Here is a 16,293-nt window from a genome sequence, read left to right on the forward strand (position 1 = left end):
GTCAGGCCTGCATCCTCATGATCTCGTTGAACGCGTCGACCGCCTTGTTGCGCACGGCGGCGACGAGCTCGAGGGTCGTCTGGGCACGGGTGGAGGCGATGGTCGCCTGGTGGACGCTCTCGAGGTCGCCCGTGACGGCGGCGATCGCCAGCTCGTTCGCGGCGCCCTGGAGCTGCTGCGTGCTGTCGACCGCGCCGCCCAGCACGTCGGCGAAGGCGCTCGCGCCCGCGGCACCGGTCGACCCGGTCGCGGCGGCGGCGGTCGCGGAGAGGCTCTCGACGCCGGTGAGGTACCCGGTGCCGGTCGTGGCCTCGACGGAGGGGATGGGCATGAGGATCACTTCCCGATCTGGAGTGCTGCTTCGTAGGCCGTCTTGGCGCGGTCGATCACGGCGGCGTTCGCCTGGTAGCCGCGCTGGGCGAGGATGAGGCTCCCCATCTGCTCGGACATGTCGATGTCCGGGTAGCGCACGTAGCCGTCCTCGTCCGCGAGCGGGTGGTCCGGCTCGTACGTGAGCCGACCCTCCGCGCTCCCCCACGCCGCCCCGGCGACGTACGCGCCGGGGTTCTTCTCGCCGCCCTCGGTGGCGAGGACGTAGCGGGCGCGGAACGCCGCGTCGTCGGTCGACGTGACGGTGTTGACGTTGGCGAGGTTGTCCGCGACGGCGTCGAGCCACTTGCGGTGCAGGGTGAGGCCGGTGCCGGCGATGCCGAGAGCGTCGTAGGTCATGTCAGGCCGTCCGCATCGCCGCGCGCAGGGCGGCGGCCTCGCCGCCGACGGCCTGGGTCGCGAACTGGTAGCGCAGGACGGTGTCGACGTTCGAGACGGTCTCGGTGTCGAGGTTGACGTTCGAGCCGTCGAGCCGGGTCGGCTCGAGCGAGCGGTCGACGGTGAAGGCGGTGCGCCGGGCGTCGCCGTCGGCGACGGAGGCCGCCAGCGCCTCCTCGAACTGCACGCGCTTCGCGGTGTAGCCCGGGGTGTTGATGTTGGCGACGTTCTCGGCGATGGCGCTCTGCCGGGCGGACAGCCCGTCCAGCGCGCTCTGGATCGCTACGGAGGTGACGGAGTCGAACACGGTCGCGGATTCCCCACGTCGTCGGTGTCGGCCGTCCGATGGCCTGCGGGGGGAGCGGTCCGTGCTCACCCTGAGCTGCCGACGACCGAGGGGCCGCCGTGCGTCGTGCGCGCGCAGCGGGGACGCGTGCTGCGCGGTCGGTCGTGTGCTCACCCGACCCCTATGCAGGGTCGCGACGTGTGAGCCGCACTCGCCCGGGAGCGCCGCCGGGCCGGAGGTGTCGCGAGGGTCAGGCGCTCACGTCGAGGTACGCCGCCGCGGTCGAGTCGTGCGCGCGGGGCACGCACGTCAGGGCACGGGAGTGCCGCCGGTTCTCCACGATGGCGGCGTGCAGGCGGTCCACCACGTCGGCCTGGCGGACCAGGACCTCGAGCGCGCGGTCCACGAGCTCGGCCGGGAGCCGCCCCAGCCCGGTCGGAGGGGTCCACGCGGCCAGGTGGGCGACGGCCGTCTCGCCGGCGTGCTCGCCCGCGACCGACGCCATCGCGTCGAGCTCGTCGAGGGCACGGGCCCAGGCCGTGAGCGTGCCCGCGCGGTCAGGCGACACCGGTCGCTCCACCGCCGTGCGCCGCGGCGCTCCCGTGCCCGGCGGGCAGCACCTCCGCGGCCTGGCGCCACGTCTCCTGGAGCGGCACGACGATCTCGAGGACCTCGTGCGTGCGCCCGATGTCGCGGTGGACGTTCGCGGCGACCAGCGCCTCGTGGACGTAGACGTAGAGGGCCATGAGGTCCTCGGCACCGTCCCAGACCGTGGTGTCGAGCGAGCCCATGAGCTCGGCCACGATCGCCTGCGCGTGCAGGAGCTGCTCGGACGCGGCGGCCCACCGCTCCTCGCCCTGCGCGGCCTCGGCCCGGCGCAGGTCGAGCACGAGACGGTCGTAGAGCAGCGTCAGCAGGCGCGCGGGGGACGCGGTGAGGATGGCGTCGCGCCCGTAGGCGCTCCGGGCGAGGTGGGTCACGGCGGTTCCTTCGCGGGAGGTGCGGCTCAGCGCTTCGAGGACGAGGAGGGCATGAGGGTCGCGAGCTGGCCCGTCAGCCACTGCTGCTGCGAGTCGAGCTTGGCGAGCTGGACCTCCATGACGGTGTACTGCGCGGTGAGGCGCTTGAAGCGCTGCTCGAGCCGCTGGTCCCACCGGGCGATCTGGTCGTCCAGGCGGGTGGCCTGGGTCTCGCGGTTCTTCACCGACGTCGTGAGGAGGCCGTCGTACTTGTCGGAGAGCATCTCGGAGGCCTTCTGGACGCGCGTCGCGACCTGCGTGAACGTGCTCATCGTCGTGTCGGGGTCGGCGGCGAGGGCCGCCGAGAGCTTCTCGGCGTCGAACGTGACCTCGCCGTAGCGCGTGATCTCGATGCCGATCGACGACAGGGACGCCCCGTCCACCGGGTCCGTGACGGCGCCGAGCAGCGACTGGCGCGCGTTGCGCACGATGGACTCGCCGGCGAGCGTCGCGCCGGAGGTCGAGCCGTCGGACCCGATGGTCACCTTGGTCTGCGTCCCGATGCGCGCGAGGATCGCGCTCACGGCGTCGACGAGGCTGCGGACCTTGTTCGCGCGCGCCTCGGGGTCCTCGCCGACGGTGACGGTCACGGGGTCGGCGGACGCCTTCGAGACGGTGACGTCGATGCCGGGGAGGAGGTCGGTGAACGTGCTCGACGCCGAGGTGACGGTCTGCTCGGCGGCGGTGCCGGCCCAGAGGCGCACCACGGAGTCGGCGGCCGCCGTGACGGTGGCCGCGCCGGGAGCGGCGAGCAGGTTTGTCGCGGTGCCGGCGTCCACCTCGGCGGCGATCCCGGCGTGGAACGAGAACGCGCCCGAGGCGCCCGTCGCGGCGCCCGTGAGCTGGAGGCGGTAGAGCTTCTCCCCCGTCGCGGCGTCGGTGCCCGCGCCGACCTTGACCGCGGTGACGCCCGCGTCGGCGCGGTTGATCGCCGCGACGACGTCGTCGAGCGACGTGGAGGCCGCGGTCAGCTCGGTGTGCTCGCCCGCGGCGTCCGTGAGGGTGAAGCGCGTGGTGGGAGCCGTCGTGAGGGTCGCGGTGACCGACTTCTGCGCGGTGGCGACGGCGTCGACGACGACGTCGATGCTCCCCGGGGAGGCGCCGGCGCGGGCGGCGACCGAGACCGCGTCGGACGAGCCCTTCGCGGTGAAGAGCGCGAGCGCGTCGCCGGCGGTGAGCTCCTTGGCGAGCTTCGCGAGCGCGGCCACGCGCGTGTTGAGGTCCTGGAGCGCGGTGATCTCGGAGCGCTCGGCCTTGACCTTGGCCTGGAGCTGCTGCTGCGGGATCGACTCGACGGCGATGAGCTGCTTGACGAGGTCTGCCGTGTTGAGACCGCTCGACAGCCCGGTGAAGGAGATGCCCACGCGGATCACCTCCAGGTGTGGGACGGGGGACGTGCTGGGGACGTGGTGCGGAGAAGACCCGGCGGACGGCGCGGAGGGCGGTCCGTGCCGCCCGCCGGGTGGCCGTCAGGGTCAGCCGAGGAGCTGGAGGACTCCCGAGCTGGCCTGGTTCGCCTGGGCCAGCATCGCGGTGCCGGCCTGGGACAGGATGTTGGTGCGCGAGTAGTTCATCATCTCCTTGGCCATGTCGACGTCGCGGATGCGCGACTCGGCGGAGGTCAGGTTCTCCGTCGCGACGTTGATGTTGGAGATGGCGTACTCCAGGCGGTTCTGCGTCGCACCCAGGCCCGAGCGAGCCGTCGACACGGCCTTGAGCGCCGTGTCGATCGTCTCGATCGCGGCCTGCGCGTTCGCCGCCGTGTCCACCGTGAGGGAGCTGCCGCCCGCGGCGGCGTACACGCCCGCCTCGATGACCGTCTGGAGGTCGTTGGTGGTGAGGTCGATGGTGATGGTGTTGCCGTCACCGGTGCCCTCGGCGCCCACCTGGACCGTGAGGTCGGTCGCGCTGGCCTTGAGCAGGTCGATGCCGTTGAAGTTCGTCGAGTCGACGATCCGGTCGAGCTCGTCCGCGAGCTCGTCGAGCTCCGACTTGATCGCGGTGCGCGCGTCGGCGTTGTTCGTATCGTTCGCCGCCTGCACCGACAGGTCGCGCATGCGCTGCAGGATCGACTGCGCCTCACCCAGCGCACCTTCCGCCGTCTGCACGACGCTGATGCCGTCCTGCGCGTTGCGCGCCGCGACGCTGTAACCGTTCACCTGGGCCTTGAGACCCTCGGCGATCGACAGACCCGCGGCGTCGTCCGCCGCACGGTTGATCCGCAGACCCGACGACAGCTTCTCCAGCGACTTGCTCTGGCTGCTCTGGGTGCTCGTGAGGTTCCGGTACGTGTTGAGTGCCGAGACGTTCGTGTTGACGCTGAAGCCCATGATGAGTCCTCCGTGAGACGGGCGAGTGGATGATCCCCCAGCCCATCCGTGGGCCGGTCACCGAGCACTCTCGGCACCCACCGCCACGTCGTGGGGGCGACTTTCGACGAGTTCCCCGTCCCGTCGGGGGGCGCCCGCGGTGCGCACAGCACGACGGCGCCGCACCGGGTGCTCCGGTGCGACGCCGTCGGTGGGGACGGCCGCGCGGGACCGGCCGCGCGGCCGTCAGGATCAGCCGAGGAGCTGGAGGACTCCCGAGCTGGCCTGGTTCGCCTGGGCCAGCATCGCGGTGCCGGCCTGGGACAGGATGTTGGTGCGCGAGTAGTTCATCATCTCCTTGGCCATGTCGACGTCGCGGATGCGCGACTCGGCGGAGGTGAGGTTCTCCGTCGCGACGTTGATGTTGGAGATGGCGTACTCCAGGCGGTTCTGCGTCGCACCCAGGCCCGAGCGAGCCGTCGACACGGCCTTGAGCGCCGTGTCGATCGTCTCGATCGCGGCCTGCGCACCGGCGGCGGTCGCGACGTTGAGCGACGTCCCGCCGTTGGTGGCGTCGTAGACGCCGGCCTCGATGATGCCCTGCAGGTCGTTGGTGGTGAGGTCGATCGAGATGGTGTTGCCACCGCCGGCACCCTCGGCGCCGACCTGGACCGTGAGGTCCGTCGCCGTCGACTTGAGCAGGTCGATGCCGTTGAAGTTCGTCGAGTCGACGATCCGGTCGAGCTCGTCCGCGAGCTCGCCCAGCTCCGAGCTGATGGCGGTGCGCGCGTCGGCGTTGTTCGTGTCGTTCGCCGCCTGCACCGACAGGTCGCGCATGCGCTGCAGGATCGACTGCGCCTCACCCAGCGCACCTTCCGCCGTCTGCACGACGCTGATGCCGTCCTGCGCGTTGCGCGCCGCGACGCTGTAACCGTTCACCTGGGCCTTGAGACCCTCGGCGATCGACAGACCCGCGGCGTCGTCCGCCGCACGGTTGATCCGCAGACCCGACGACAGCTTCTCCAGCGACTTGCTCTGGCTGTTCTGGGTGCTCGTGAGGTTCCGGTACGTGTTGAGTGCCGAGACGTTCGTGTTGACGCTGAAGCCCATGATGAGTCCTCCGTGAGACGGGCGAGTGGATGATCCCCCAGCCCATCCGTGGGCCGGTCACCGAGCACTCTCGGCACCCACCGCCACGTCGTGGCCAGTGACCTGCGTCACTTTTCGGGAGCTCAGGAGCCTCAGCCCAGGAGCTGCAGCACCGACGACGGCGCCTGGTTGGCCTGGGCGAGCATCGCCGTCCCCGCCTGCGCCAGCACGTTCAGGCGCGCGCCGTCGCGCAGCTCCTGGGCGAGGTCGGCGTCCCGGATCCGCGACTCCGCCGCGCGCAGGTTCTCCCCCGTGCTGCCGGCGACGCGCGCCGCGTGGTCGAGCCGGTTGATCGTCGCGCCCATGCGCGAGCGCTCCTCCGAGACGCGCGAGATCGCGCGGTCGATCGCCTCGACCGCCGCACGCGAGGTCATGTGCGCGAGCTCGGGGTACCCCGCGCCGGTCAGGCTCACGCGCAGGTCGCCGTCGCCCGCGACGAGCACCGACGACACCGCCCACGTCACCCGCGGGAGCTGGACGGCGATCGTCGAGGCGGCGTCCCCCTCGGCACCGACCTGGAAGGTCACCGTCGGCTCGCTCGCGAGGAGGAGCTGGTCGGCGAAGGCCGACTCGTTGTGGGTCCGGCTCACCTCGCGCGCGAGCGCCGACAGCTCGTCCTCCATCGCGGCGCGCGCGTCCGGCCCGTTCGTGTCGTTCGCGGCCTGGAGCGCGAGCTCGCGCATGCGCTGGAGCATGCCCTGGATGCCGCCGAGCGCGCCGTCCGCCGTCTGGAGCATGGCGACCGCGTCCGCCGCGTTGCGCTGCGCGACGGCGCTGCCGTTCGCCTGGGCCCGCAGGCCCTCCGCCGTCGTCAGGCCCGCGGAGTCGTCCGCGGCGGTGGTGATCCGCAGGCCGGACGCGAGCCGCTCCGCCGACGCGCCCTGCTCGCGCTGCGTCGTCGCGAGGCGGCGGTACGTCGTCGTCGCCGCCACGTTCGTCACGATCGAGAGACCCATGCGTGCGCTCCTGTCCCGCGCGGCCCCGGGCGGGCCGGCTCGTCCGGTACCGGCCCGTCACCTCGACCGGCCTGCTCCTGGGGACTGTCGGACGCCGCGGCCCGACCGTGGCCGACGTCGGCCGACACCGGTCGACGCCGTCGCGCCCCGGGTCACGACGCCGCGGGCACCGCCCAGGCGGAGCGCTGCGTGGCACCGCCCGCGACGCGCTCGCCCATCGCGGCGAGGTACTCCCGCCGGCGGGCCGTGAGCGGCGCGGCCGGGCCCTTCGCCTCGCGGCCCGAGTAGTGGGCCTCGAGCCCCTCGCGGAGCAGGCGGACCGCCTCGATCCGCGCATGCGAGACGGTCGAGTGGCTGATCCCCAGCTCGGCGGCGAGGTCGCCGACGCTGCGCCCCGCGAAGTACACCTGCTCGACGACGTGCCGCAGCTGGTCCGGCAGCGCCGCCACCGCCTCGCGCACCACGTGCCGTTCCTCGACGGACAGGACCTGCTCCTCCGGGGTCGGCGCCTCGAGCGCGACGTGGTCGTAGGTGGTGTCCTCCATCGCCACGATCGAGCGGCCGGCGTCGTCGCGGGCCGCGCGCACGTCCGCGACCGCGACGCCCATCGCCTCGGCGACCTGCGCGTCGGTCGGCTCGCGACCGAGGGACGCGGTGAGCGACGCCGTCACGGCCGTCAGCGCCTTGATGCGGCGGCGCGCCGAGCGCGGGGCCCAGTCCTGCGAGCGCAGCTCGTCGGCGAGCGCCCCCACGATGCGGCGCCGCGCGTACGCGCCGAACGGGACGCCGCGGGTCGGGTCGAAGCTCGTGGCCGCCGTGGTGAGGGCGACGGCGCCGACCGACGCGAGATCCTCGCGCGAGAGGTGGTCGGCCCGCGCGCACAGGTCGGAGACGAGGAAGCCGACGAGGGCAAGGTTGTCGACGACGAGAGCGTTGCGCTCGGAGAGGTTCACGCCGAAGCACCTTTCTGCTGGGGCGGGCCCGGTACGGCACCGGGAGACGCGGGTGAGGCACGCGGTGGCACCGCGTCCTGACCTCTCCCATGCAGCGGGCGCGGGGATCAGCCGCCACATCCGCACCGCACGTGCCGACAGTGGGTCTCGAGCGGGCGCTGCCCGCCGCCCCGACCGACCACCGCGCACACAAGGGAGAGCCACGTTGGGCCCTCAGGAGCTGTCGACCCTGCTGTGGCGAGAGCGCGAGCTGCTCGAGATGCTGCTGTTCAAGCTCGAGGAGGAGCAGTTGCTCCTCACCGCCGGCCGCACCCGCTGGCTCGCCCACGCGAACCGCGAGGTCGAGACCGTGATGGAGAAGGTGCGCGAGGCGACCCTCGTGCGCACCGTCGCGTCCGAGACCGTCGCGGCCGAGTGGGGCCTGGCGCCCGACGCCACGCTGCGGGAGATCGCCGCGGCCGCCCCGGCCGCAGGCCCCTGGCGCGAGATCTTCGAGGGCCACCTCACGGGCCTCACGGAGCTGACGGTGCGGATCAAGACCGTCCGCGACACGAACACGCAGTTCGTCAACCACGCGTCGCGCTCCACGCAGGAGACGCTCGCGACGCTCGGCGGCGAGCCCCGCACCTACGACGCGACCGGCGCCACCACGGACCGGTCCGACGTCGCCCGCCTCTTCGACACGGTGCTGTAAGGAGTCCCGCCCATGAGCTCGTTCTCCATCCTCAACACCGCCTTCCGTGGCATGAGCGCCGCCCAGGCGGGCATCGACGTCACCGGTCAGAACGTGGCGAACGTCAACACGCCGGGCTACACGCGCCAGCGCGTGCAGCAGTCGGCCACGGCCCCGCTCACCGAGATGGGCCTGGGGCGGCTCTCGCAGTCCGCGCGGTCCGGCCAGGGCGTGACGATCGACGGCGTCGCCCGGCTCGGGAACCTCTTCCTCGAGTCGCGCGTGCGCCAGACGGCGTCCGCCGACGGGTACGCGAGCGTGCGCGCCGCGGCGTTCACGGCCGTCGAGGACATCCACGGCGAGCCCTCGGACACCGGGCTGTCCGCCGCGCTGCAGTCGTTCTGGGGCGCGTGGCAGGACGCCGCGAACTCCCCCGGCAAGGACGCCCAGGCCTGGGTCGTGGTCGAGGAGGCCGGCGCCGTCGTCGACCGGATCGTCGACGGCCGCGCCCGCGTGGAGGCCGCGTGGGGCCAGGCGCGCACGAGCGCGGGCTCGCTCGTGGCCGAGATCAACACGGTCGCCGACAAGATCGCCGCGCTCAACACGCGCATCCTCGACGCCTCCGGCCAGAACGGCTCCGCCAACGAGCTCGTCGACCAGCGCAACCAGCTCGCCGCCGACCTGGCGCGCCTCGCGGGCGCCCAGACGAGCACGAACCCCGACGGCACCGTCAACGTGCTCCTGGGCGGGAACCTCCTCGTCGACGGCCACCACGTGAACGAGGTCCGGCTCGTCGGGTCCTCGACGCTCGACGGCGCGGCCGACGACGCGGTGCGGCTCGAGTGGTCGCACCGCCCGGGCGCGGCCGTCGGGCTCGAGGGCGGCGAGCTCGCCGGGCACCTGTCGGCCCTCGCGCCGGTGTCGTCCGGCGGGATCTACGCCCAGGCCGCGGCGGGCTACGACGCGCTCGCGTCGGCGCTCGTCACGCAGGTCAACGCGCTGCACACGACGGGCCTGACGCCGTCGGGCACGCCGGGCGGCGCGTTCTTCGCGATCGAGCCCGGCAGGTCCGCGGGCGCCGGCCTACGGGTCGCGGTGACCGCGCCCGGCCAGGTCGCGACCGCCGCCGTCGGGGCGGGCAGCCTCGACGGGTCGGTCGCCGACCGCATCGCCGCGCTCGGCAGCGCCGCCGGCGGGCCCGACGCGGTGTGGTCGACGCACGTCACGCAGCTCGCCGTGAAGTCGAGCTCGGCCGGCTACGACGCGAAGCTCGCGACCACGGCGTCCACGGCGGCGTTCAGCGACCTGCTCTCGCACTCCGCGGTCTCGCTCGACGAGGAGACCGTGAACCTCATGCAGTACCAGCACGCCTACCAGGGCGCGGCCCGCGTGCTCACCGCCGTCGACGAGATGCTCGACCAGCTCATCAACCGCACCGGCCGCGTCGGGCTGTAGCCCACGACCAGGTCCGCAAGGGGAGAACCGTGCGCATCACCAACCAGATGCAGGCCTCGTACGTCACGAGGAGCCTGCAGTCCAACCTCGCGAGGATCGCCGAGCTCCAGGAGCAGGGCACCTCGGGGCGCAAGCTCACGCGCGCCTCGAGCGACCCGTCGTCCGCGGCGGACGCCCTCGCGATCCGCGGCCGCCTCGCGGCCGAGCAGCAGTACGACCGCAACATCGCGAACGGCGAGGGCTGGCTCGCGACGCTCGACTCGACGCTCGGCACCGTGACCGACATCGTCCAGCGGGTGCGCGACCTCGTCCTCCAGGGCGCGTCGGACACGACGTCGACGGAGGGCCGGGAGGCCGTCGCCGCGGAGCTCGTGGAGCTCCGTGACGAGCTGCTGCGCCAGTCGAACTCCACGTACCTCGGGCGCACCGTCTTCGCCGGGACCTCGGACGAGGGGGTCGCGTTCCGCGACGACTACTCGTTCACGGGCGGCGGGGCGTCCGTCGAGCGCCGCATCGGCGTCGACTCGACGGTCCGCGTCGACATCGACGGCGCCGCCGTCTTCGGCACCGGGTCCGGCTCGGTGTTCGCCCTGCTGGACACCGTGGCGGCCGACCTGCGCGCCGGCAACGGCAGCGGCGGCCATCTCGCCGCCGTCGACGCGCGGCTCGACGCGGTCCTCACCCAGCACACGACCGTCGGCGCGCGCCAGAACCAGCTCGAGCGCGCCGCCGACACCAACCTCGGCAACCGCACCTCGCTCGAGACGCGCCGCGGCGCCATCGAGGACGTCGACCTCGCCGAGCTCGCGATCGACCTCCAGCTCAAGCAGGTCGCCTACCAGGCGACCCTGAGCATCGGCGCCACCCTCCTGCAGCCCTCCCTCCTGGACTACCTCCGCTGATGACCACGCTCACCTTCGTCACCCCGCCTCCCGGCCTCGCGGCCCGCCGGTTCGAGCTGCTCACCGAGCAGGGCGACGGCGTCTACACGCTGTCCGCGCTCGACACCCCGGGCGTCGAGATGCTCGTCCTCGACCCCGGCCGCTGGGTGCCCGGCTACTCCCCCGCGATCCCGTCGTCCGACCTCGCGCGCATCGGGGCCGAGGACACCGACCCGCTCGTGCTCGTCGTCGCGAGCGTGCGCGCCGGCGGCGTCCACGCGAACCTCATGGCGCCGGTGCTCGTGCACCCCGACACGGGCGCCGCGGTCCAGTCCGTCCTCGACGGCCAGGGGCTCGACCTGCGACGGACCCTCGTCACCGCCTGACCTCGCGGACGACCGCGTCCCCACCCCGACCACAGCCACCCCGGCGCCGCTCACGGCACCGGGGTGGCTGTCCGTCGTCGTGCCGTGCCGTGCGGTGCCGGACGAGCACCGAGCCGGGACGACGAGAGGCCGGGCCCGGGGCGTGCGCCCCCGGCCCGGCCTCCGCACGGGTCTCGGTCCCGTCGCCGTCAGGCGAGGACCACCGTCAGCGCCCCGCCGCCGTAGCCGGCGATCTCGATCTCCGCGTCGAGCCGGCGACCGGTGCTGCGCAGGAACGACACGGGCGCGCCGGGCAGCGGCCCGCGCGTCGAGTCGAACACCTCCGCGAGCTTGAGGTGCGGCGCGTCCTCCGCGTTGAAGAGGGCGGCGGTGACGTTGAGGACCTCGGACAGGTTCTCGAGCAGGACGTCGCTCAGCGTGCCCTCGGCCGCCGCGTCCTGGGCAGGACCGGGCGGCACGAGGCCGATCGAGGCGCCGAGGTGGGCACCGAGCGGGACGTCGACGGCGACGACCGCCTCGACCTGCGCCCGGTGGCTGACGTAGGTCGCGGCGATGACGCCCGGCCTCGTCTCGGGCGTCAGGAGCGCGCTCGCGCGCACGGCCGTGCACCCGCGGCCGACCAGTCCCGCGTACAGGTCGCGGATCTCCTTGAGCTCGGGCAGGGGGGTCGTGGTCACAGGGGGCTCCTCCGGGGGGACGTGCGTCGGGTCAACGGACGTGGGGACGCAGGACGTCCTCGAACGTGTCCGCGTCGAACGGCTTGGCGATGAGGAACAGGGCGCCCTCGGCGTCCGCGAGCTCGCGCATCTGCGGCGAGCCCTCCGACGTGACGAACCCGAACGGCACGCTCGACCCCGCGGTGCGCAGCGCGCGCAGGACGTCGATGCCGTTCATCTCCGGCATGTTCCAGTCGGACAGCACGAGGTCCGGCTGCTCCGCCAGGGTGAGGGCGAGCGCCTCGGCGCCGTCCCCCGCCTGCAGGATCTCCCAGTCCTTGAACCCCGCCTGGCGCAGGGTCCGGACGACGATCTGCCGCATCACGCGGCTGTCGTCCGCGACGACGACTCTCACAGCTGTTCTCCGTCCTTCGAGGTCCACAACGAGATGACGAGGGGTTCGCCGCGCCACAGCAGCGCCTGCGCGTGGTCGGCCGCTCGCGCGACCGCCGGGCCCGTGGTGTCGACCACCGGCAGGGTGAGCGAGGAGCCGCCGTCGAGCATGCCCTTGAGGTTCCCGCCGACGACGTTCGCGACCTCGCCGAGCGCGTCGCGCACGTCGTCGAGACCCACGGTCTCGTCGTCGTCCAGCTGGAGGAGCGCGCGCGCGATCCGGTCCGCGGTCGGGCGGGCGGTCACGACGAGCGTGCGCCACGAGGTCGGGCCGACGATGTCGACCCACGCGTGCACGGGGTCGGGGATCGGCGCCCCGAGGGCGTCGACGGGCTCGAGCAGGCCCGGCTCGCCGTCGACCATGGCGGCGAAGAGGTCCTGGGCGATGGGCAGGACGCTCCGGGCGAGCGTGTCCCGGGTGTCGATCATGCGAGCTCCTTGGTCGGCAGCAGCCCGAGCATGTCGAGCTTGCCCATGAGTGCGTCCGGCGTGAACGGCTTGATGAGGTACTCGTGGGCACCGGCGGCGAGCGCGCGCACGATGCGCGACTGCTCGGACTCCGTGGTGATCATCATGAGCGTGAGGTCGCGCCACTCGCGGCGCGCGCGGACGGCCTGCACGAACTGCAGCCCGTCCATCACCGGCATGTTCCAGTCGACGCACGCGAGGTCGAAGCGCTCGCCCGCCTCGAGCAGGTCGAGCGCCTGGCGTCCGTCACCCGCCTCGGCGGTCTCGAAGCCGAGATCCCTCAGCGTCGTGGCGACGATGCGGCGCATCACGCGGGCGTCGTCGATGATCAGCGCTCTCATGCGCTGCCTCCTCGGAGTCGGTAGATGGAGCCCTGCGTGACGTCGACCCGTTCCCACGCGGGATCGACGCCGACGGTGGTCTCGGCGGCCCCCAGCAGGAGGAAGCCGCCCGGTCGCACCCGGCTGCGGAGCCGGGCGAGGATCGACTGCTTGGTCGGCATGTCGAAGTAGATGAGCACGTTGCGCAGGAAGACGATGTCGAACATCCGCGGCCCGGGCGGCGCCGTGAGGAGGTTGTGCTGCTGGAACGTGAGGTTCTCCCGCAGCGCCGGGTCGACCTCCCACTCGGCGCCCACGCGCCGGAAGTTGCGCACGAGCATGGGCGCGGGCAGGCCGCGGTTGATCTCGAGCTGGCTGTACCGGCCCGTCCGGGCCCGCTCGACGACCTGCGCGTTGATGTCCGTCGCGAGGATCCGGTAGCTCCGCACCCGCTCCTCGCGCAGGACCATCGCGATGCTGTACGGCTCCTGGCCGGTCGAGCACGCCGCGGACCAGATGCTGAGGTCCGCGCCCGCGAGCTCCGGCAGGATCGCCCGGCGCAGGGCGGTGAACGGCGAGGTGTCGCGGAACCAGGACGTCTCGTTGGTCGTCATGGCCTCGACGACGCGCACGGTCTCCGTCGGGGAGCCGCCCCGCAGGTAGCGGCGGACGTAGCTGTCGACGGCGTCGGGACCCTGCAGGCCCTTCTCGCGCGCGAGCGGCCCGAGCCGGGCCTCGACGAGGTACTCCTTGCCCGGCGCGAGCTGGATCGCGCTGTGCTTGCGGACCAGGTCGCTCACGTAGGCGAACGACTGGGTCGAGACGGTCATGCGTGCGCTCCTTCGGCCGCACCGACGATGGCGCGGGCGACCTGGTCGAGGGGAAGGACCGCGTGGGCGTGCCCCGCGGTCGTGACGGCACCCGGCATGCCCCAGACGACCGAGCTCTGCTCGTCCTGGGCGAGCACGTGGCCGCCGGCGCGGGCGATCTCGCCCGCACCGTCGCGGCCGTCGGAGCCCATCCCCGTGAGGACGACGGCGAGCAGGTCGCCGCCGAGCGTGCGGACCGCGGAGCGGAACAGGACGTCGACGGCGGGGCGTGTGAAGTTGACGGGGGGCCCGTCCGTGACGAGGGTCGTCAGGCCCGTGCCCTGGCGGCCGAGCTCGAGGTGCCGGCCGCCCGGCGCCAGGTAGGCGTGACCGGGACGGAGCACCTCGCCGCCGGCGGCCTCGACCACGGTCGTGGGTCCCGCGCGGTCCAGGCGCTCGGCCAGCTGCCGCGTGAACACCGGCGGCATGTGCTGGACCACGAGCATCGGGACGGGCAGCGGCGTGGTCAGGGACGACAGCACGGTCCGCAGCGCCTCCGGCCCGCCCGTGGAGGAGCCGACGACGACCGCGCGCACGGGTCGGGCCGGGGCGGGACGCCGGACCACGGCCGTCGCCCCGCCGGACCGCGCCGTCGGGGCGGCGGGCGCGCGCGGGACGAGCGCCTTGATCTTCGGCGTGAGCTCCAGGCCGACGCGCTCGAGCGCGGTCTGGACCGACCCGCTCCCGCTCGGCTTGGTGACGTAGTCCGTGGCGCCGGCCGTCAGGGCGTCGAGCGTCGCGGACGCCCCGCGCTCGGTGAGCGTCGAGAACATCACGACGGGCATGCGCCGGCCGGCCGCGCGGAGCGCCCGGACCGTCTCGATGCCGTCCATGACGGGCATCTCGATGTCGAGCGTGACGACGTCGGGATCGAGCTGCTCGACCTTCGCGAGGGCGAGGCGGCCGTCGGCCGCCGTGCCGACGACGGTGATCTCGGGGTCCCGGTCGAGCGTCTGCGCGACGAGGCGACGGATCACGACGGAGTCGTCGACGACGAGCACGCGGATCACGGTCGGCCTCCTCGGGCGCGGCGCGCGCCGGCCGCGCGGGGTGTGGGCGTCATGGTCGGCGTCTCAGAGCCGGAACCGGGAGACCTGGGCGTCGAGCTGCTCCGAGACGTGGGCGAGCTCGCCGACGGCGACGTTGAGCTGCTCCATCGACCGCGCGCTCTCCCGCGCGCCGGCGGCGATGCCGGTGATGTTGCCCGCGATCTCGCTCGACCCCGTCGCCGCCTCCTGCACCCCCCGCGACATCTCGTTCGTCGTCGCCGTCTGCTCCTCCACCGCCGACGCGATCGTCAGCTGGTAGTCGTTGATCCGCCCGATGATGTCCGCGATCTCCCCGATCGCCTCCACCGCCCCCACCGTGTCCCCCTGGATCGCCTCCACCCGACGCGCGATGTCCTCCGTCGCCTTCGCCGTCTCCTGCGCCAGCTCCTTCACCTCGCTGGCCACCACCGCGAACCCCTTGCCCGCCTCACCCGCACGAGCCGCCTCGATCGTCGCGTTCAACGCCAACAAGTTCGTCTGCTCCGCGATCGACGTGATCACCTTGATCACGTCACCGATCTCCTGCGACGACGTCCCCAGCTTCTGCACCGTCTCGTTCGTCGCCGCAGCCCGCTCCGTGGCCTTGTTCGCCACCTTCGCCGCCTCGTTCGAGTTCTGCGCGATCTCCCGGATCGAAGCCCCCATCTCCTCCGCACCCGCAGCCACCGTCTGCACGTTCTGCGACACCTGCTCCGCCGCCGACGCCACCACACCCGACTGCGCCGCCGTCTCGTCCGACGACGCCGAGAACTGCGCACCCGCCGCAGACAGCTGCTCCGTCGCCGCAGCCACCGCCTCCGACGTCCCCGCCACCTCCGCGATGATCCCCCGCAAGTTCTCCTGCGCACTCGTCAACGCCGCAGCCATCTGCCCCAGCTCGTCACGACCCACCACCTCGGCCCGCACGGTGAGGTCGCCGTCGCCCAGCGCGGTCAGGCTCCTCGACACGGCCCGGATCCGCAGGGCGATCCCGCGCGCCACGACGTAGGACAGCGCGGTCGCCGCGAGGGCGCCGAGCACCGCGACGAGGATCGTGGCGAGCAGCGCCCGCGCCGCGAGCGTGTCCGTCTCCTCGGCGAGCACCGCCGCCTCCTCGCCCTGCGACGCCGTCTCGACCTGCATCGCGTCCATGACGCCCGTGGTGAGGGGGCGGACGGTGCCGTCGAAGTACGCGGCGAAGCCCGCGGTGTCGCCCGCGTCCGCGAGCGGGAAGAGCTCGCCCTCGGCCGCCGCGTAGTACGCGTCCAGGGCGGCGACGAGCGCGTCGACGTCGGTCTGGCTCACCGCGTTCGGGCGGTACGCCTCGATCTGAGCGTCCAGGTCGACCTTGCGCTCCACCAGCTCGTCGAGGAGGCTCGCCCGGGTCTCCGCGTCCGCGATCCCGTACTGGATGACGCGGGCGCGGTCGCCCTGGAAGGCGCGCTGGATCTCCGTGAGCTGCTGCAGCGGCGTGACGTTGCTGCGGTACATCTCGTCGGCGTCCGAGCGCAGCTGGCGCATCGAGACGAGCGCGACGGCCGTGATGACGGCGGTCACCACCACCATCACGAGGACCGACGTGAGGATCTTGACGAGGACGGGGCGGTCCCCCCACAGGCGTCGGGGCGCGTCCTGCTGCTGGTTCGTGGTCATCGTGGTCGTCT

General features: G+C 73.1%; 21 protein-coding genes. 4 read left to right on the plus strand and 17 right to left on the minus strand.

The annotated features are described in order from the left end of the window. Position 1: 1 nt before the first annotated feature. From fliE to B8281_RS18605, 10 genes are all read right to left on the minus strand, one after another. The gene (gene fliE / locus B8281_RS18560) at positions 2–331 is read right to left on the minus strand and encodes a flagellar hook-basal body complex protein FliE (protein WP_043658833.1); all 330 of its coding nucleotides are present in this window, start codon (positions 329–331) and stop codon (positions 2–4) included. Between the two features lie 5 nt (positions 332–336). Further along, a complete protein-coding gene (locus tag B8281_RS18565; RefSeq protein WP_021482578.1) occupies positions 337–729 on the minus strand; it encodes a flagellar basal body rod protein FlgC in 393 nt (130 codons plus the stop codon). A 1-nt stretch (position 730) separates the two neighbouring features. Then, complete coding sequence (locus tag B8281_RS18570; RefSeq protein WP_021482579.1) at positions 731–1,075, minus strand: flagellar basal body protein; 345 nt, start codon at positions 1,073–1,075, stop codon at positions 731–733. 229 nt (positions 1,076–1,304) lie between these two features. Continuing rightward, on the minus strand, positions 1,305–1,622 hold the full coding sequence (locus B8281_RS18575; protein WP_051028518.1) for a hypothetical protein: 318 nt from the start codon (positions 1,620–1,622) through the stop codon (positions 1,305–1,307). Next, complete coding sequence (gene fliS, locus B8281_RS18580; protein ID WP_021483132.1) at positions 1,612–2,034, minus strand: flagellar export chaperone FliS; 423 nt, start codon at positions 2,032–2,034, stop codon at positions 1,612–1,614. The genes B8281_RS18575 and fliS overlap by 11 nt, the downstream gene beginning before the upstream one ends. A gap of 26 nt (positions 2,035–2,060) precedes the next feature. Continuing rightward, a complete protein-coding gene (gene fliD, locus B8281_RS18585) occupies positions 2,061–3,437 on the minus strand; it encodes a flagellar filament capping protein FliD (RefSeq protein ID WP_157446676.1) in 1,377 nt (458 codons plus the stop codon). 111 nt (positions 3,438–3,548) lie between these two features. Further along, positions 3,549–4,403 carry a flagellin gene (locus tag B8281_RS18590; protein ID WP_085388478.1) on the minus strand — a complete coding sequence of 285 codons (855 nt, stop codon included), beginning with the start codon at positions 4,401–4,403 and terminating at the stop codon, positions 3,549–3,551. A gap of 231 nt (positions 4,404–4,634) precedes the next feature. Then, positions 4,635–5,492: a flagellin gene (locus tag B8281_RS18595; RefSeq protein ID WP_085388479.1), complete on the minus strand. Its 858-nt coding sequence runs from the start codon at positions 5,490–5,492 to the stop codon at positions 4,635–4,637. Between the two features lie 131 nt (positions 5,493–5,623). Continuing rightward, positions 5,624–6,487 (minus strand): flagellin, encoded by an 864-nt coding sequence (locus tag B8281_RS18600; RefSeq protein WP_085388480.1) that lies wholly within the window; start codon positions 6,485–6,487, stop codon positions 5,624–5,626. Positions 6,488–6,639: 152 nt separating this feature from the next. Next, positions 6,640–7,440 (minus strand): sigma-70 family RNA polymerase sigma factor, encoded by an 801-nt coding sequence (locus tag B8281_RS18605; RefSeq protein ID WP_043658103.1) that lies wholly within the window; start codon positions 7,438–7,440, stop codon positions 6,640–6,642. A gap of 205 nt (positions 7,441–7,645) precedes the next feature. Between B8281_RS18605 and B8281_RS18610 the strand changes: the two genes are divergently transcribed. From B8281_RS18610 to fliW, 4 genes are read left to right on the plus strand one after another with little or no spacing between them, the layout of a single operon-like run. Next, positions 7,646–8,134 (plus strand): flagellar protein FlgN, encoded by a 489-nt coding sequence (locus B8281_RS18610; RefSeq protein ID WP_021483253.1) that lies wholly within the window; start codon positions 7,646–7,648, stop codon positions 8,132–8,134. A 12-nt stretch (positions 8,135–8,146) separates the two neighbouring features. Next, complete coding sequence (gene flgK / locus B8281_RS18615) at positions 8,147–9,568, plus strand: flagellar hook-associated protein FlgK (protein WP_085388481.1); 1,422 nt, start codon at positions 8,147–8,149, stop codon at positions 9,566–9,568. Positions 9,569–9,597: 29 nt separating this feature from the next. Beyond that, positions 9,598–10,470, plus strand: coding sequence for a flagellar hook-associated protein FlgL (gene flgL / locus B8281_RS18620; protein WP_021483277.1), 873 nt, complete (start codon positions 9,598–9,600; stop codon positions 10,468–10,470). Continuing rightward, entirely contained in the window at positions 10,470–10,835 is a 366-nt protein-coding gene (fliW, locus tag B8281_RS18625) for a flagellar assembly protein FliW (protein WP_021483278.1), read from the plus strand. Before flgL ends, fliW begins: the two co-directional genes overlap by 1 nt. A 188-nt stretch (positions 10,836–11,023) precedes the next feature. On the opposite strand, the gene B8281_RS18630 is transcribed toward fliW, so the two are convergent. The 7 genes from B8281_RS18630 to B8281_RS18660 all read right to left on the minus strand — a co-directional run bounded on the left by B8281_RS18630 (position 11,024) and on the right by B8281_RS18660 (position 16,282). Continuing rightward, positions 11,024–11,512 carry a hypothetical protein gene (locus B8281_RS18630; protein WP_021482434.1) on the minus strand — a complete coding sequence of 163 codons (489 nt, stop codon included), beginning with the start codon at positions 11,510–11,512 and terminating at the stop codon, positions 11,024–11,026. A gap of 31 nt (positions 11,513–11,543) precedes the next feature. Beyond that, positions 11,544–11,906: a response regulator gene (locus B8281_RS18635; protein WP_043658110.1), complete on the minus strand. Its 363-nt coding sequence runs from the start codon at positions 11,904–11,906 to the stop codon at positions 11,544–11,546. Then, positions 11,903–12,373 (minus strand): chemotaxis protein CheX, encoded by a 471-nt coding sequence (locus B8281_RS18640; RefSeq protein ID WP_085388482.1) that lies wholly within the window; start codon positions 12,371–12,373, stop codon positions 11,903–11,905. Before B8281_RS18640 ends, B8281_RS18635 begins: the two co-directional genes overlap by 4 nt. Beyond that, positions 12,370–12,753 carry a response regulator gene (locus tag B8281_RS18645; protein ID WP_021482437.1) on the minus strand — a complete coding sequence of 128 codons (384 nt, stop codon included), beginning with the start codon at positions 12,751–12,753 and terminating at the stop codon, positions 12,370–12,372. Before B8281_RS18645 ends, B8281_RS18640 begins: the two co-directional genes overlap by 4 nt. Beyond that, entirely contained in the window at positions 12,750–13,562 is an 813-nt protein-coding gene (locus B8281_RS18650) for a protein-glutamate O-methyltransferase CheR (RefSeq protein WP_043658116.1), read from the minus strand. Before B8281_RS18650 ends, B8281_RS18645 begins: the two co-directional genes overlap by 4 nt. Further along, entirely contained in the window at positions 13,559–14,611 is a 1,053-nt protein-coding gene (locus B8281_RS18655; RefSeq protein WP_085388483.1) for a chemotaxis response regulator protein-glutamate methylesterase, read from the minus strand. Before B8281_RS18655 ends, B8281_RS18650 begins: the two co-directional genes overlap by 4 nt. 63 nt (positions 14,612–14,674) lie before the next feature. Beyond that, positions 14,675–16,282 carry a methyl-accepting chemotaxis protein gene (locus B8281_RS18660; RefSeq protein ID WP_085388484.1) on the minus strand — a complete coding sequence of 536 codons (1,608 nt, stop codon included), beginning with the start codon at positions 16,280–16,282 and terminating at the stop codon, positions 14,675–14,677. Positions 16,283–16,293 lie beyond the last annotated feature (11 nt).

It is taken from the genome of Cellulosimicrobium sp. TH-20 (assembly GCF_002105775.1).
Classification (GTDB): Bacteria; Actinomycetota; Actinomycetes; order Actinomycetales; family Cellulomonadaceae; genus Cellulosimicrobium; species Cellulosimicrobium funkei.

Excerpts from the sequence above, each read along its gene's own strand:
- fliE (WP_043658833.1), bottom strand. The coding sequence starts at position 331 with ATGCCCATCCCCTCCGTCGAGGCCACGACCGGCACCGGGTACCTCACC.
- B8281_RS18565 (WP_021482578.1), bottom strand. The coding sequence starts at position 729 with ATGACCTACGACGCTCTCGGCATCGCCGGCACCGGCCTCACCCTGCAC.
- B8281_RS18590 (WP_085388478.1), bottom strand. The coding sequence starts at position 4,403 with ATGGGCTTCAGCGTCAACACGAACGTCTCGGCACTCAACACGTACCGG.
- B8281_RS18595 (WP_085388479.1), bottom strand. The coding sequence starts at position 5,492 with ATGGGCTTCAGCGTCAACACGAACGTCTCGGCACTCAACACGTACCGG.
- B8281_RS18600 (WP_085388480.1), bottom strand. The coding sequence starts at position 6,487 with ATGGGTCTCTCGATCGTGACGAACGTGGCGGCGACGACGACGTACCGC.
- flgK (WP_085388481.1), top strand. The coding sequence starts at position 8,147 with ATGAGCTCGTTCTCCATCCTCAACACCGCCTTCCGTGGCATGAGCGCC.
- fliW (WP_021483278.1), top strand. The coding sequence starts at position 10,470 with ATGACCACGCTCACCTTCGTCACCCCGCCTCCCGGCCTCGCGGCCCGC.
- B8281_RS18640 (WP_085388482.1), bottom strand. The coding sequence starts at position 12,373 with ATGATCGACACCCGGGACACGCTCGCCCGGAGCGTCCTGCCCATCGCC.
- B8281_RS18645 (WP_021482437.1), bottom strand. The coding sequence starts at position 12,753 with ATGAGAGCGCTGATCATCGACGACGCCCGCGTGATGCGCCGCATCGTC.
- B8281_RS18650 (WP_043658116.1), bottom strand. The coding sequence starts at position 13,562 with ATGACCGTCTCGACCCAGTCGTTCGCCTACGTGAGCGACCTGGTCCGC.
- B8281_RS18660 (WP_085388484.1), bottom strand. The coding sequence starts at position 16,282 with ATGACCACGAACCAGCAGCAGGACGCGCCCCGACGCCTGTGGGGGGAC.